The sequence below is a fragment of the Vibrio sp. 10N.261.52.A1 genome, assembly GCF_002876325.1.
Lineage (GTDB): Bacteria > Pseudomonadota > Gammaproteobacteria > Enterobacterales > Vibrionaceae > Vibrio > Vibrio chagasii.
Genome location: NZ_MCYD01000547.1, coordinates 20,172 through 36,487 on the forward strand (window position 1 = coordinate 20,172; position 16,316 = coordinate 36,487).

Here is a 16,316-nt window from a genome sequence, read left to right on the forward strand (position 1 = left end):
TGATTATTTAACTAATAGCAAATGTACATGAAACGAGCGAATAATCGTCTTTTGCGCCTTTTCGTTCAATACGTCGTAGTAAACTGTTAGATAATTTAGTGACATTTTTCATGGTGTTCGGGGAAAATCTAGGGTTTAGCTCCCAATACGCATGTGCGCCATCACTCATCAGATAAATAGTTAAATCCTGTAGGTCATCAACATAATCAGAAACTTTAAAGCTGAAAAACTCGGGCTTCATTGGTACAACTTGAGATATAGCTGTTGTGATTAGGTTTTTCCCTGACGCGTTTTTCAATTGGGCCTTTGTATATACCTTTTGATCAATCAGCATTTGATGCTGAGTATGATCTTTAGTTAGTTGGACCAACTTATTTCCTTGCTTTACGTAAGCTCGACAATCGCCAATATGACCAATTATGATTTCATTTGAATTAACGTATGCATAGGTGAGTGTGGTTGAAGCCACTTCATATTCAGGGTCATAGTTAGACAGCTCTTTAACTTTACTTAAGACACCTTCAAATAAATCCGGTGAAAGTAAACGAGCCTTGGACAGATGTGATTTTTCTAAATACTCGACAGCAGCCATTGAAGCTAAATCAGAGCCTTTATAAGAACCAACACCATCAGCCACTGCAAAAAGAAACCCATCATCACATCTAGTAGGGGTAAGGATCGAATCTTGGTTTACTCTTTTATCAGATTTAGCATGAGTGAAACTACTACATTCCTTTAGCTTTAGCATTATTCGACAGCCTCAACAACGTTGGTTATATCTTCCAAAACGTGCTCAATATTTGTATATCGCGTGTGAGCTTGAAAATCAGCACATTTTGCAATTATTTTCTGTAAATGTTTATCTTGAACGTTCAACTCTTCAAAAACTCGACCTAAAGCAAAAATATCCGTTTGATGCGTGTAGATGCCTGAGTACATCAGTTCTGGAGCACAGTATCTCGTAGTACCAAGAATTGTTCCAAAAGAAGTTAGTACCTCAGATGCTGGGTCAGGATCGGTTTTTCGGATTAAACCAAAGTCTGAAATCTTATAGAATACATCTGGTGTCACCTCACCGTTCAGTTGTATGTACTTATCATGTGAAAACTTCAGAATATTAAATGGCTTGATGTCTCTATGTAGGTAACCTTTTTTATGAATATGTTGTAAGCCTTTACACGTCATAATCATCACATCGAGTTTATCTTGCTCACTCAGTTCATTTGCATTGATCAGAGCCGCCAAATCACAATCTGCGAGTTCCATAATAAAGTAAGGGGAATCACAGTCTAGATCTGCGAGATAGATATCAACGACGTACTTGTGTTTACATTTATTCTGACTGACAACCTCGCGCTTAAATCGCTCTTTAAACATTTTAAGGTCGTTCTTTGGAGCCAAAACCTTACGCGCATATTGCTTAGGTTGTTCACCTTCTTTGTAGTTTTTGACAAGCTCGATTTTTTCTACAAAGCCAAAACCGCCTTCACCCAAAGGTTCAACTGATATAAATTTATAGTTCGCGATAGAGAACACGAATAGACCTCAAAACGTTGTCCATCAATTAATGATAGATTTATTATTATACAAATCATATAGTTGGAGCGAGAATACGACATTTTGAAGAAGAGGGCGATATTACATAGTCCACCTTACAGTAGAGACTTCAGTTTTCTTGATTTTGGACAAGTTCTACTTGGTATGAGACTGAGTACTCTTCCACACTTCAGCCTACTTCAATGACATTAATCATCGTAACTTATAACGAAGAAACCCCTGTTCTCAGGAGCAAGAACAGGGGCGGTAAAGTCGCGTGAGAATATCTAATCGCTTCGCACAGTTAATCGTCAGTAAATAGAACTTAGGGACGGTATAGAGAACATAAACTGTGCCTCACCTTCCATCCGCTCAGACGGGAACACTTCGACTTCCAAGAGGTCACCTGCAGGTCCCAGATCTACCATCACCGCTTTCGTTTCCCCCGGCAGCACATTCACAACCCCCGAATCCGACACGATAGAGATAGCGAAGTCCGAATCCTTACGATTACTTATTTCGGCTGTTTGTGGACCCGTTGCACGTTGCCCACCTTCCATTGTGAGTGGATCTTCAGTGTAAATTCGTGCTAACGCATTTGATGAAACGTCGTACAGAGCTTGGTTTGCGGGTACGTAAGGCTGTGCCTCCACAACTATCAAGTTATCTGGTTCATATCCGAAGGTGATTTCTTTGCTTTGTACGTTCTTCTGCTCATCTTCAGCGGTAATAATTAGCCTATACCTTTCACCTGCCTCGTAATTCAACGTGGGGAATATTTTGGGTTTCGCTACACTAAATAACCCATCGCCATGTGATAGCACCGCCAGATAGACATTCTCTTCTGCATCAGAGCCCAGTAGTTGGACACTAGTCGGCACGGCCTCTGTGAAATCTTCCAAATGGATTTCAAGGTCACGAATATCACTCAACACTGAAGGTAATGCTTCACCTGAATACTTAACCTGTATTTTAGGCTTCACAGTATCAATCGTGAACGTTTCAACGCGGTTGGTTTCATTGCCAAACGAATCAATCACCTTAAATGCAAATGGCACATTCATTTCTACATCAAGATCAGAGACATCGAAGCTGAAATCGTATGTCTGCAGGTCGATCTGATTTGTATGAGAGACAGGGATGTCTTGTGGACCGGCTCCAATGTTGGCCGTTGCCGAAATCGAACTATATCGCCACATGTAAGAACGCCAATCAAAAACAGTATCAGCATCATACGTTTGCATCTTAATGGTTTGTGCGGATCGGTCATAATGAATAGAGCGAATGGCGATTGGATTGAAATCCCAATATGTATATAAGTAGCCGCCGTGAATGCTCATCGAGCCGTCTTCTTTAGCGGTAAAGATAGAATATGGGATATACCCGCGCCCTGTGGCGTAAACATAGTTCGTACTGATGTCGCATGATGTCGCGCCGGGGTTCACGTAGCATGAGCCGCCACTTGTAATTGTGAGCTTTTGTCGATAACTACGCGGCTCAACGAAGACTCTCACGGCATTGATCGTATAGGGGATATTTGTTCTAGGGCTTTCGTTTGTGATCCATTGATTGGACAATGAATTTTTGTGCCAAACGCCTGTATATTTCGGTGCCTTATGCACACCAGGTGCGAGGCTAAAATTTAAATCACGATAATAGTAAGTAGAGCAAACATGGCCTGACTCAGAAAAGAAATGGAAGTAACTGTACATTTGCGGGTAGTTAATAGTCGGTTGGAAATACGCATACGTAGAGTCTGTGTTGCTGACCATATGGTTGAGCTTCTTCCAACCATACGGAGAGGCATTAGTAGCAAATTGAGAGAGTAAGCGGCCATATCGAATCGAGACAGGATTGCTGTAGATCGTCATACCTGAGTAGTACGGTTCCCAAACGCCAGATTGTGCGTTACGAACTTCAATCTTATTGGAGCTGGTGGCTGGGCAAGTAAAGTCCATATGTGACGACCGAGCAAGGGTACTTACATTACCTGATGTATCATAAACATCGATTCCAAATTGGTAGTATCCGGGAGCTGGGACAAGTCCCGCACCAGTGGTGGCCGCAATATTACCCGCCACAATTACGGTTTTTCTTTCTAGGTTATATTCAACGTCTTTGTATTTCTTCGAACCATCTGGTTGTTTAACCCAATATCTGACTCGCGAGATGCCGTTATTGTCGCTCACACCACTGACTTCAAGTTGTTTTGTTGTGCCTGTGTGACCAAAATTATCAATGTTTCCATGCCAAGCATTGAGAATATGAACGAACTGTCCACTGATCACCGGCTTAATCGTATCTTGTACGAATGTATAAGATTCCGTTGAGACAACAGCGTTGGTTAAATCTAGGTATTCCACAACGACGGTGTACTCTCCTTCGTTTTGAGGCACCTTGCTGAGAATTACTTCCTTACCATAAAAATCCTTGCCGTCTATGTTCAGTCGATCATGGATATTAATGACATTGGTCAACTGACTTTCAACTAGACCTGTACCATGTTGCAATCGAACACGAATTTTTCTGTCCAAACCAGACGAAATCTTAAGGGTCAGCGTGTCTCTTATGTTGACCATGTTCAATTCACGGCCATCGACGTTTTTGGGGTTGCCACTCGTATCAGTAAATGAAACTTGCTCAAGCGCAGCCGAAGCGATTGGAGCATTCGTTAGCCCTAAAATCATTGTCATCAAGGAGAGCTTTAGTTTGGTCTTCATTTTCTCTGTACCTTTCAAAGTCAGCCATACAGTCTATGGTCGAAACAAGGACATCGGCCATCTCACCGATTTTATCTTCTGCGGTGTATAGAGATTCCAATTAATGGAATGATTTTCAGTGATTGTTTTACGTAACTGAAGGTAAAGGGAGAAGATTGGCTACCGCGCTAGGCTTGGTTAAATGAATGACAAGAAAGACCAACGCCGTCAGTCTCGCCATTCATTTTCGAGGTAAAAAAGGTGTATTGTACGTGTTACTTAATCTGATGTGCTTTGAGATCATTCAGTGTCAGTAGTCGCACTGGTATCGGACTTTGATCCGGTAGTTTGTGGGTCTACAGACTTGAGCTTTCTCACAAACATAAGGACATTAATTCCGATGATGCTAGAAAGTACTAGAGGAATATATTCCATGTCCAACGTTGTCAGTACGGAAGATTGACCCAGTATTTTGCTCAATATGAAGTAGGACAATGCTGCGGCAAATCCCGCAATAATCAGGCAGTGCATGAAAGCGAATTTATTTGCGTGTTTCATAAGTTCTTCCTAGTTGGTTGATTCTGTCGATGACAGAGTTTGAGCGGCACTACAAACGTGTTCGATGGCCTTTGATTGGTCAACAACCGTTTCATTCAACGCCCCTTCGCCATTGATAAACACATACCAAGAGTTATCGGGCTCTAAACTAACGTAACCAAGTTTCTCTCCATCAGGAGCCATAACCGAGATATCCATATTACTTTCATCAACGATCTGACATGCCCCATGTTCACTCACTTGAGCATTAGCTGTATAAGCGAAAACGAAACTAAGAGCACAAATACCTATTTGGTTCAATTTCATGATAATAATTCCTACTAATTAATTAATACTGATGGTAACTGGGACTTCTTGGATTGTGGCCACTCCATCCACATTCACGAGCAATCGAAAAGTGATGACGTGTGAACGAGAGCCGTTAAAGTTACCTTTCGTAAAGGTCACATCAAATGAAACCGTGTCGCCAGGGTTGACGGACGTAACCGCCGTTCCATCCGGTGCGGTTGGGTTATTTGTTGGAACGATGCTTTTTACGACGCCTGCGAAGTCACCCATCGGCTCAAGTTCGATATTCATGTTCTGCGTTGTCAGATCTAGGGCAGCGGCGACGGCACTTACAACCTCTGCACTATCTCTTGAAAGAGTGAATGCCTCTCCGCCCGTTTCATCGGTGATCTGGTGTACGTCAGCAATACTCCCACCGGACATCAAGCCAAAAACGATGATGCCTTTATCGGTAAGTGCTTGTAAGGTGTCATTCCAGCCATGTCCCGGATAGGACACGTCATTATCGGCGTCATTAAACCCAGCGTCGGTTGCTAAGAATACAATGGGTAATGAATTAGTACGCCAGCCAACCTCTCTTGATGAAGCTAACTGATACAGTGCTTCCAGCTGACTTTCAGGTCCATTGCCACCAGCTTTGATCTGCAGATTATCAAGGGTAGACTGAATCGAGTCTTGTCCACTGGTTAACGCTAAATCAAGTTGGTAGGCATAATCACCGGATGCCGACGAACCGTATGGGTGTATCGGGTAGTCGCTAAATGAAGCTATCCCGACAGCGACGTCATTTGCCACAGTACTGAACTCATTCACAAGTTCATTGGCTTGTGAACGAAACGTCTGGATGTCATCGCTATAACTCCCCGAAATATCGACGAGGAAGGTTATGTCTGCTTTGTCGTAGATTGATGATGTTTCAGTTGGTATTTCTATCGTGATGGTTTGGGTTACCTCACCAACACCACTTGGGACTGATACCGTGACTGGCTCAGTTCGAGCTAACGTTGCTTCACCCAGACTCGTGACTGCAGCCTTCAATGCAAATTCAGCATTCAGTCTTGCCCCCTTACCTGAATGGCTTGAAGATTCAGAAGCGGATAAGGGACGGGTAAAGCTCGTGAGCCCAGTCGATGTTGTAACTTCATTTTCTATCGGTGACGCTGAAGAACGGAGTAAATGTGTAATTTCGCTCGGGGTTAATTGGGGGTTAATGGATTGCATCATCGCGACGGTCGCAGCTACGGCTGGCGTCGCGTAACTTGTACCCATCACAAGGGCTTGCGTCTCATTTTGAAAGCCAACAATGGTCCCAGAGGCCGATATATCCACTCGATCACCATAATTTGAATAGTACGCTCTTTTAACGGCCTCATTCGATTCCGATGAACCTGCGTAACAGTATTCAGAGGCCAGTAAGTCCTCGCTTTTCCCATTGGGAAAGCTTGCCCCTGTCGTATGAGCACCAACAACCAACAATTGATCGCTGTTAATCGAAGTCGGTAAGCGATATGAAGCGTCGCCAGCGCTTGTCATTCCATTTCCGGCAGAAGAAACGATAACGACATTGGGGTAGTTGATGGCGATATACTCAAAGAAAGCGCTTAGTTCGCTAGAGATAGCATTGAATTGAACTGTTGATACTTTGTTGGCCAACACAAAATCCCCATTGCACGTTAGCGCAGCATTTGTGACTTCACTCTGTTGAACATCAGAATCATCACTATTGTGTTCAACCCTATGTATGCCCCAACTCCAGTTGACTACGGTTGCGCCATTTCGAATCATCTTCAACGTCTGTCCGATAAAGCCAAGCCTGTTGTCGACCGTGATGTTTGCACCGTTATGGCTTTCGGCTAAAGCACTGATAAGACCTGCGTTACCACCGTTCCCTAAACTCGCTGCTATGACGCCTGTGACATTACTGCCGTGATTGCCAATCGCGTTTGCTTGAGTGTCAGTGGATGCTGACCTGCCATACAAGGTGACACTGTTACGAGTCGTTTTCTCATTGGCGGAATATGTCGAAAAATCAGCCAATTGGAAGTCAAGACCATGCTCGAATACACCCATTGCCACAAAGAAGGGTAAGATCGGATTCGTCCCAAACACAATGCTTTCGTAATAGTCAGCGGCTTGTTCCAGTGTATTGCGGTCCCGTTGTTCAGATAAATCTGGATCCGCAGTCCATGAAATTGACTCAGTTTGAATCATGGGTTCAATCATCACGTTGTCGACCATCGAATCTGATGTGAGAGTGTATTGAATTGACTCTAAACTTTCGTAGCTATCCGCATTGACTTCAATCTGCCACCAATGAAGTGCAGATTCACGACCAACAATGGCACCGGAGACGAGTGCGGCCACTCGCTGTGCATTATCAAGGGCGTCATGTTCTGGGTGGAATCGAACAATCAAATAGTCACTGTAGAACTCTGTACCGGAAGTTGAAGTCACTGTGCTCTTAAGCTCTTTCATTCCATCAGCAGACACAGTAAACCAATCTTGGTTCGAGTAGACCCCTTCAGCTTCCAACATTAGTGGACCAGAAACTGCTTCATTCGGAATTATCAAAGTAGCATTGGAACCATTGATCTTCAGGGGAGTGAGTATTTCTCCACTGAGATGTATAAGCGTATCGGCTGGCAAGTTTTTATTGGCAGTGATTGTCACCTGTCCCCCAGCCACGCCATTCAATGTCGAAAGTTCGGTTAATAGTAAGGACTGACTCGAACCGGATATGTCGCTGCCACTATTTGTCTCATTTGAAGTGCTTGTGTCCCCCCCACTGTCTTTACAACCGGCTAGTAGCGCAACAGCGACTAGGCAAGTAAGGGTGTTATGTTTGACTATGAATTTTCTCAAATTAACCTCTGCTCTCTGAACATTGTGTTGGTCTACACGATATACACAGCAAACTGATGTATTTAGAAGGCTGCTAAAGCTAAGAGGGTAAATCGCTAAATTTTTGAATTGGGCAATTAACGGAGGAAAAATGGCAAATAGTTTGTATAAGAGGCTGTTTGTATGGACTTTGTGAGCGAACTTGTATTGATAGAACCCTACGTTTGACGTGTGATAAATGATGGATAAGGTCAGATATAAAGAGTGACATTAATACCAGCGAACATTGTTGTATAACGTCTCTCGATGACACTGACAATACAGTTTAGCCCATGATTGGTTGACGGCTAGGAGGCCGAAAATGTTCTATGACTTCTTAAGAGGTTTCTATTATCGATACGTAGCACCGCATCTCGCCCAAGCGACGTTACTAGGATATGCACAAACCACACTCGCTTTCGTGGGGATCGGGCTTGGCATGAGTCTATATATTTTTGCGGCTCATGAAGTTTTCATGTTCACTTTCGACTTAATTGGCGCACCCTTGAGCTTCAAAACGTTAAACGATACCAATAGGTTCTTTGTAGCCTTTGTAGTGTCGCTATACGCTGTCGCTGCTTATACATTGGTACTGTGGGGGATATGGCATATCAAAACCGTATTTGGTGGCGTCAAAAAATGGGTGAAGGAAGTGGCGGGATACTCTAACCAACGCTAAGGAGAAAGGTCATGGAAGGTAAAGGCGCAATAGATACTCGCCATTCGAAGTATTCAAAATTTCGAATTTGGTTTACTGATGTGAGACTCATACTTGTAGCGATTACTGTAATAATTCTACTTATAGCTATGTATCGAGCTTACCAAGAACAATCGCTCAATGATGCTATCTCGAACGCAAGCAATGAATACGGCCCAATGATGAGTCAGTGCTTAGAACAAAGCAGTACAATTGAATGCTTAGGAAACTTAAAGATTGTTGCAGATGCCAATACTTATGAAGCAGCCAAAGCTATTGTGTTGGCTGATTAAGTGTCGGTTCTAGTAGAGCGTGGAGCAATATCAATACTGAGCTTTCCAACAAAAAGATTATCGAGTAAGGAGCAAAGTATGATTGCATTGTTTCTCGTTACCCGTCTCAAATCTCCATTACGACAAACTGAAGGAATCTGAATCATGGCTCTAGATACAGAAAAATTTCGCCAAGTTAGATTAAAAAGCGCAGAGAAAGCGAAGAAAAAACTGCCTATAGCTATCGTACTTACGTTGGCACTGTTGATGGCGTCAATATATGGAGTTTGGAATAACCAATCAGCGAGCTTTCCACCAGAGGTCTTTGGACTAGCTTTACTAACAGCACTAAGCCTGTTTTGGTCGGTTAATGTATATGTTTCCGCCAATCCCAATCTTGAAAAAGGTGACGAGTTTATTAGAAGCTTGAACCGTAAGTATGGAAATAAAAGGTCGGTGATAACTGCGATTAATAGGGAAAAGTCATGAATAATAAGTATCACAGAAAAAACAGGGATGATGAAGAGTCCCGAAAAGCCGAAATAGGTAGCAACGCCTGTTTATTTATCGTTTCATTTACATTCTTTATTGTGTTTATTACTTATCAACTCATCAAAGGGCAAATTTCTTTCTTAGAAGTCGCAGGCATCTGTGCGGCCTCACTTGTATTCCTCTCTTTTGTAACGCACACCTCCCCTATTTACTGGATCAAAGAATTCGGGGTGATGTACAAGATCGGATTCAGATATTTAATATCGTTGGCACACAAAAGGTAAATTTATGATCAGATTAGCAGACAAGAATGTGGTAGTTCCCCATTGGCACATACCGCTAATGACAGTTTTTTGCCTCGGCGTCGGAGTATTCACCGAGTTCATCTGGTTGACAGGTATTGGGATATTTTTCGCTGGATTGCAATGTTCAATAGTCCTTCCTATTTGGCAAGATCTGAAAACAGACAAAGACGCACGGTATCTCAGATTTATGCGAGCAACCAAAGTCTTCACGTTTTGGTATTGGTTCGTTCCAATTGCCGCGATTTTGCTTGCTGTCGGTGCTGTAATTCAAATCCAATAAATGAATCTAGCCGAACACTATTAGTACAATGCACCGCGTAAGCCTTTCTATTCATCCCCCATTAGGCAAATAAATAGTACACAAGGAGCTCAATATGAAAAAAACTATACTTCGATATCACTCGACTTGGATTGCTGCGGCAGAAGTCGGAGAAATAACATGGGAAACAGCAAGCATGTTGATAGAGGCTTTTGATTTGGGGGTTTGCGAAACGGAAGAAATTCTACGTAACGGTGTGGTTCATTCACCTTCTATTGCAGAACAGGCGATTGAGATAAAAAATGACACATTTCAGTATCTTGAGAACATAGGAAAGCCCATCAAATTTCCACCAGCAAGACTTCAAGACAATGAACGTTGTGATGAGGTCGTTATTGAAATCTCTGAAACGGTTAATTTCAAAGCTAGGAACCGCAACAAACAATTGAAAATCGAAGTATAACTAACAAGGGGGCGCTCTTTGTTGTTCAATGAACACGAAGGATTGTGGTATACCAAATAGAATGAATGCCAGCTGATGTTGAGCTGGCAGGGGGATTATAGGTCGTTAAACTTTAACCCTTCCTTGATGAAGTAATCCATGAAGTTGTTGTCGTAAAGCTTAGAAGATTTACCCTTAGCTTTATCAGAGTGGCAAGGGGTTGCAACACCGAGTAAAAGGATATCGTCTTCGTTTTCCCAGTGACTAGAATACACAATGCAAGTGTCACTCGTTTTATCGAATTGACGTCGTGCTTTATTCCATTTGGCTTGTTTGCCGCTGTCAAACCATGGACTGCTCGGGTCCCACAAGTGTATATGCGCCAAACCTGCATCTTCAGCGTCAGTCGGATAGGCTAGACTTGCAACACGGCCAAGATATTGAACCGATAGGTCATCGTCGTAAGTTAAGTGAAGGGCGATATCTTTGCACAAAGCTTCAACGTCATTGAAGCCTTGTGCTTTGATTTCTTGTTCAAAACGAGGGGATGGGGTGACGTTTTTCATGCGTTCCCCTAGTGATAGTTAGAGACAGTCGCTTGTGTCGCCGCTTTGAGTTTTGCAACTTTATCAGAAGTCATCTCAAAGCTAGTCTCATATTTACCAATCGAAGCCACTTGGAGTTGGCGTTCAATCGACATTAAATCACCAACGACACGGCGTAGCTTCGCTGTAGCCTTACGAATTTGTTTTGCTGTTTCAACCGCTGGTTGCTCATACGCCGTTGCACGACGACTTAGGCTTTCGTGTTGCGCTTTAAGAATCATCTCAAAACCACGGATATAACCGTCTGCGACCACCAGCTCATCGATAGTTACTTTATCAAAATAGCTCTCAGGTACTTCTGATTGCTCAATCTCACTGTAAACTTCTCTAAGCTGTTTAGTTTGAGTGTTGAGTTTTGCAATGATAGACATAGCCATTTCTAAGCTTTCAGCCGAAACATGGCGTTGGTTATCTTTACACTCAATTGTCTCTAGACGAAGATCCATAGCTTTAGCAACAGTATCGCCCATCGACGCACTGGCATTGCCACCGAGCGCAGCAAGAATACTTGCACTCATAATTAGCCTCTTCTTCATTGTGACCTCAAAAACATTATAGGAGTAATTATAGAGAGGTGATAAACCTAGCTCATTTCACGGAACCGGAATTATCCATGTCCAAGACCAGATTACAACCATTCAATATTGCTAACAATCAGCCCATAATGATTAAAATCTAACCACATATACCCATATGCTGCGCATATGACGCTTAGTGCAACAGTTGCAATAATGACATCGCAGATTTAACCCAAACCATCATTACGCTTTAGGAAGCGATTCAGAGCGGTTCTAGGGATAGTTTAGGGAAAATCAAAGGGATATCGTCTTAAAGCAAGTCTAACAATATACAATAAGTGTGATTAGGATCACATATTACCGTTAACCTTCTTCAATGTCTCTGAATTTCTGTGAGTGTTTTGTAAATTCGTTTGAGTGGCTGGTGGCACATAAAAGTTTCCAAAATAGCGATGGAACCTCGCCATTAAATGGGCGCTAAATCTATTTAAACGATGGCGTTAGAGTTTCAATCCCTTAATCAGCTTACCAACCGCGTCAGCATTGGCCACGAAGAGACTGCACTGCTCTGAAAAAGTTAAACCAATTTTTTTGTACAGTTTTTGGGAGACAGTGGCATCGCAATGCTGGTGAATGATCAATTGCTGTATGCCGATAACTGCGGCTATATAGGTATGAGGATTGTCCGTCATCCAGCGTCTTAGCGTATTCACAGGCACAGCAAACCCACTTAGACGCTCAACCTTATTGGGAATACCTAACAGACGGTGAATTTCGTGGTGATTAGAGATTGATAAACTGATCGCTTGTTGTTGGACGGCTTCATACGTTTCCGGTTGGAATGAGATTGCGGAACAAGCGGTATCAAACAACATCGCTTTTTCTGGGGCAGTCTTACACCAATTTTTGAGGCGTGAAATCGAAATATGACCGACGTTCGCTACCAAGGCGATATCATTTTCCATTTGATAGCTAGACATGTCCCAGGACCTCTTGTTTCGATTGGTAAGCAAGCATGCTTTCTAGAGCGTTCGATTTCTTTGCAGCCGGCTTGGCTGTTGGCTTTGTCTCCAACACTCTCTCCAACGCCAGATTATCATTCACAATGACTGGCACTTCGAGTGACGGTGCTACAGGCTTGTTTGTAGGAGCGGTTGATAAGTTTGCACAATAGGTAAGACGGGTTGAGAGATCGACTTTAGACACAGCTTTGCTCTTCAAGGTCGCGCTCTCAACTGAAATGCAATGTGCTAAGTCAGTATACCACTCGGTTGCATTGTGCATTTTCTCAAGCTGCTTTTCTAGCATCAACTTGAGATTCGTTAGATTAGGTCGTAGGTGAGACGCTGACGGTTCAAATAACGCACCAGCTGACTGTGGATGATATTGAGTGATCGCTAGTTTATACATCTCAAGGTGATGATCGCGGTTTTGTGTTTCGTCTACACCTGACTTCTCTGCGATTTCAATTTTATCGCGTATTGACTGAACCGCTTGAACCATCGGCTGCCACTTTTGAACAACTCCTATGGCAGTTTTACTCAGTTCGCTCATGGCTTTTTCTGTAACCGTAGCAAGGCGAGTTAGAAAAGACGCATCCAGAGAAAGATGGTCCCTTTGCGATGGGGTCAGCGCCATGCGTTGCAATTCATTAAATGAAGACAGCGCATCTTGATTGAGCAGTAACCATGCTTTGTATGCCGCTGCCCTTTGAGTGTGACTAATCTCGTGAGTATTAAACTGGACGTTAAATATCGATGTAGATAACGTATCAAACCCTTCTTCCACATATTGTTGAGCAAGGTTAAACACCTGTTGAACCTGTAGCAGTGACTCTTGATGTGGCGTTCCCGCATGCAAAGCCGCCTTTACTTGCTTCCTTTGCCTATTTCTTAGTTCACGCACAACACGAAGTACACCCACTTTATCCATCCTGTGTTGCTTCATGGCAATAGCCCAAGGCTGTTTTTGGATTTCCTCAACAGACATTGATTGATAGTCCAAAGCGCCGAGTTCTGCGAACAATTGAGTACGCTTGAGAAGTTCACGGTACTTAGCGATATATGAAGGTGACACGACCACTCCCCCCATCGTATTCAACATTTCAGCTGGACACGTTGATATAAACTTTCTTACAGGGCCACGATGACGGAGCGCACGAGCTAAGTGTGAATCATGTACATCCAATGCACGTTCAAAGCCACCCAGTCTCTTAAACATCTCTATGGACTGTTCGGTGACGGCGATTTTTGCACCATCCACCAGCTCTCCATGGCAGTTAATGAGCTCAGTTTGCACGCTAACTTCTTTTTCATATTCATACCCAAAGTCAACATTAAGGCCATTTAACTTATTGGCATGGGCAAGATGTAAGCGCGAATCTACTGACAATGGATAGAATTTAACGCGGGTATTCGATTTCGTAAGCTTACCATTTTGAGTTCGTACTACTCGCTTTGTGAAATGGGCTTTTGCTGACACCTTTCTCGGTTTCTCGTTATACGCCACACCTAGCACCGCACTTTTTAAATACGGGATAGACTGAGTAAGTACAGTCGGTTTCTTTGAAGGAAACTCAGTAGCGAGGGCTTTGTTCACGAATTGCTGGGCAGATTGTAAGCTTACGAACTCACGTTGAACTAATTTATCGGAGATCGCTTCCATTACATTGTTGATGCGATTAGTGGCCAACTCAGTGAACGTGGTAGATAGATACTCTGACTCAAAAGACTTCGATACCAATTTTCCGTCAATGCGTACCTTCCCCATTTCGGGCGTACCAAAGGTAACAGACCCGATATCGACCAGATGCACTTCACCTTTGATGTTTGCACTCAGCTGATACTGGCCATCGTCAACTTGCGTGTCATTGAATGAATGTGAAACCGACATTTCCACTTTGACTGGCGTATTGTGTTGGGGATTACGCTCAAGCGTGCAATTGTTGAAGCCTGCTTCGTTAGTGATATCCGAGGTATCAATCGGGCGTCGCCAATACGACAGCAGCGCACGGTGGTTGGCCACATAATGGTTCGGTTCCTCTTTTTTGAACACAGGCATCATTACTGCTTCAGGGAGAGGATATTGCGGGTCAACTAACTTGATGGTCTTCCCCGTTTCCGCTTCCCACTCTGCATTGGTTTTCGGAAACGGAATCCATGACTCAGGTCTTAAGTGAAGATCACGCCAGATAGCAAGTGGTCTAAATGGAAGGCTTGCTATACCGTCAATGCCCCAGCGATAGCTTAGGTACACTGCGTGACGTTCAGAGAATAGTTTGATTTGTGGATTCACCGCTTGAGCTTTATACATAGCCAAATAACCACGTCTCGCTTTCGCATTCAACGTCACATCATTTTGGATCTCTACAATGCCGGGATGTGTATCCTCTTTGCCTTCGGCAATAAGTTGACGGAACTCTGCAGCCCTGTTTTCTGAAAGAATCGATAACTGAGCAAAAAGTCTGACTAACTTCTCCAAGTAGCGAGGTTTCAAGACATTAGGTTGAAGTGCAATTCTGCCAAAACCAACACTGTCGTACCCTTTGGCATGCAAAGCACGAGCTCTCATGTTCGCAGACAGGCGGAACATGTAATCACGTAAACGCAAAGCTTCCTCTTGACCGAGGATATTCCATCGGTCTTGTTTAGCTAAACTTGTTTGAGTTTTATCAATGGTGCCAACTTGAGTACAGATCAAGCACCCATATCGAGCTTTACCTGAACACCCAGCACCATGTTTTTGTCCGACTGAAATCTCACATGCTTCTTGCGCGGCATTTCCATAGATGGCCAACAACAAAGCAAAGTCGGGCATGAATGCTGGAATAGCATTTTGAATACCAGGGAGGTTCTTCGTCAAAGGCTTCTTTCCGGCTAACTCTAAGGCCGTGAAGACTTCATCCGTTAACCAATCGCGGATAGGTGCGTACTGGTACAGTTGGAATTTACTGACATCAGTTTGGTCCACCAGCTCCGCCTTGAGTGCATCGATGGTCTTGTTTGCAGTACCCTGCTTCTTCATATTACGAGTACGACGTGTGCTTTCATCTTTTACGCGTGAGCCCGAAAAAGAGATAACCGGTGATGACGCGTACTGCTCCATACCTTCCATACCTTCAAATCGATTCAACATGGTTTTAATGTACTTCTCGGAAGGGATCAGTTTCAAAATTACAGTGCAGTCGCCGGACATAGACGCATTCTGAATCACTTTTTGTGCCGACAAGTAACGATTGGCGTACTCTTCATGAAAGTCAGGAGCGACACCATCATAGAAAAGGTTAATGCCACAGTCCTTCGCATAGGCTTTCAAGAACGGAGCTGCATACTCGCTGTACATCTGCATTGGCAATGCTTCTGCACCAGGATTAACGGTGCTTATCATCAGTGGACGTGAGGGTTCGATTTTTCCTTCCGCAATGCTCTGTTTGTAAGCTTCAATCAAGCACAGTGCGACCAATGTGCTGTCTTTCCCCATACTTAAGCCTTCATGACAAATATACTTCTCATCAGCTTCGATCAGGCTACGCGTCTCTCTCACCGTGTCATTGAAGCGATCAATAATCCCCATATGCAGGGCATACAATTGACTGCTTAATGCGTCTTGTGCTGTCGATACTAATAAAGTCATGTCCGATTCCCTAAGTCATCTTGAATACCTTAACTATAACGTGCATAGATAATAATGAAAGTTTATCCCCCCGTTTTATGGGAGATTTTTCTTTCATTTTATAGACAGGGTTAGTTGTTCTACATAGACTGAA

15 protein-coding genes are annotated in these 16,316 nt (G+C 43.3%); 5 read left to right on the top strand and 10 right to left on the bottom strand.

The window, feature by feature from the left end; genetic code table 11:
• Positions 1 to 7: 7 nt before the first annotated feature.
• From BCT81_RS08135 to BCT81_RS08160, 6 genes are all read right to left on the bottom strand, one after another.
• Positions 8 to 748, bottom strand: coding sequence for a protein phosphatase 2C domain-containing protein (locus BCT81_RS08135; RefSeq protein WP_102423787.1), 741 nt, complete (start codon positions 746 to 748; stop codon positions 8 to 10).
• Positions 748 to 1,536: a serine/threonine-protein kinase gene (locus tag BCT81_RS08140; RefSeq protein WP_102423788.1), complete on the bottom strand. Its 789-nt coding sequence runs from the start codon at positions 1,534 to 1,536 to the stop codon at positions 748 to 750. The genes BCT81_RS08135 and BCT81_RS08140 overlap by 1 nt, the downstream gene beginning before the upstream one ends.
• A gap of 311 nt (positions 1,537 to 1,847) precedes the next feature.
• Positions 1,848 to 4,256, bottom strand: coding sequence for an Ig-like domain-containing protein (locus BCT81_RS08145; protein ID WP_102423789.1), 2,409 nt, complete (start codon positions 4,254 to 4,256; stop codon positions 1,848 to 1,850).
• A 279-nt stretch (positions 4,257 to 4,535) separates the two neighbouring features.
• Positions 4,536 to 4,793: a hypothetical protein gene (locus BCT81_RS08150; protein ID WP_102423790.1), complete on the bottom strand. Its 258-nt coding sequence runs from the start codon at positions 4,791 to 4,793 to the stop codon at positions 4,536 to 4,538.
• A 9-nt stretch (positions 4,794 to 4,802) separates the two neighbouring features.
• Positions 4,803 to 5,099 carry a hypothetical protein gene (locus BCT81_RS08155; RefSeq protein ID WP_102423791.1) on the bottom strand — a complete coding sequence of 99 codons (297 nt, stop codon included), beginning with the start codon at positions 5,097 to 5,099 and terminating at the stop codon, positions 4,803 to 4,805.
• A gap of 18 nt (positions 5,100 to 5,117) precedes the next feature.
• Entirely contained in the window at positions 5,118 to 7,943 is a 2,826-nt protein-coding gene (locus tag BCT81_RS08160; RefSeq protein ID WP_133152587.1) for a S8 family serine peptidase, read from the bottom strand.
• A 340-nt stretch (positions 7,944 to 8,283) separates the two neighbouring features.
• On the opposite strand from BCT81_RS08160, the gene BCT81_RS08165 reads away from it, so the two are divergent.
• From BCT81_RS08165 to BCT81_RS08190, 5 genes are all read left to right on the top strand, one after another.
• Positions 8,284 to 8,640: a hypothetical protein gene (locus BCT81_RS08165; protein WP_102423793.1), complete on the top strand. Its 357-nt coding sequence runs from the start codon at positions 8,284 to 8,286 to the stop codon at positions 8,638 to 8,640.
• An 11-nt stretch (positions 8,641 to 8,651) separates the two neighbouring features.
• Positions 8,652 to 8,951: a hypothetical protein gene (locus BCT81_RS08170; RefSeq protein ID WP_102423794.1), complete on the top strand. Its 300-nt coding sequence runs from the start codon at positions 8,652 to 8,654 to the stop codon at positions 8,949 to 8,951.
• 144 nt (positions 8,952 to 9,095) lie between these two features.
• The gene (locus BCT81_RS08175) at positions 9,096 to 9,419 is read left to right on the top strand and encodes a hypothetical protein (protein WP_102423795.1); all 324 of its coding nucleotides are present in this window, start codon (positions 9,096 to 9,098) and stop codon (positions 9,417 to 9,419) included.
• A complete protein-coding gene (locus BCT81_RS08180; RefSeq protein ID WP_102423796.1) occupies positions 9,416 to 9,706 on the top strand; it encodes a hypothetical protein in 291 nt (96 codons plus the stop codon). Before BCT81_RS08175 ends, BCT81_RS08180 begins: the two co-directional genes overlap by 4 nt.
• 395 nt (positions 9,707 to 10,101) lie before the next feature.
• Positions 10,102 to 10,449, top strand: coding sequence for a hypothetical protein (locus BCT81_RS08190; protein WP_102423798.1), 348 nt, complete (start codon positions 10,102 to 10,104; stop codon positions 10,447 to 10,449).
• Positions 10,450 to 10,544: 95 nt separating this feature from the next.
• On the opposite strand, the gene BCT81_RS08195 is transcribed toward BCT81_RS08190, so the two are convergent.
• From BCT81_RS08195 to BCT81_RS08210, 4 genes are all read right to left on the bottom strand, one after another.
• Positions 10,545 to 10,994 carry a type II toxin-antitoxin system YafO family toxin gene (locus BCT81_RS08195; RefSeq protein WP_102423799.1) on the bottom strand — a complete coding sequence of 150 codons (450 nt, stop codon included), beginning with the start codon at positions 10,992 to 10,994 and terminating at the stop codon, positions 10,545 to 10,547.
• Positions 10,995 to 11,002: 8 nt separating this feature from the next.
• Positions 11,003 to 11,551, bottom strand: a complete 549-nt coding sequence (locus tag BCT81_RS08200) for a hypothetical protein (RefSeq protein WP_102423800.1) — start codon at positions 11,549 to 11,551, stop codon at positions 11,003 to 11,005.
• A 500-nt stretch (positions 11,552 to 12,051) separates the two neighbouring features.
• Positions 12,052 to 12,531 carry a hypothetical protein gene (locus BCT81_RS08205; RefSeq protein WP_102423801.1) on the bottom strand — a complete coding sequence of 160 codons (480 nt, stop codon included), beginning with the start codon at positions 12,529 to 12,531 and terminating at the stop codon, positions 12,052 to 12,054.
• Positions 12,524 to 16,183, bottom strand: coding sequence for a hypothetical protein (locus BCT81_RS08210; RefSeq protein WP_102423802.1), 3,660 nt, complete (start codon positions 16,181 to 16,183; stop codon positions 12,524 to 12,526). Before BCT81_RS08210 ends, BCT81_RS08205 begins: the two co-directional genes overlap by 8 nt.
• Positions 16,184 to 16,316 lie beyond the last annotated feature (133 nt).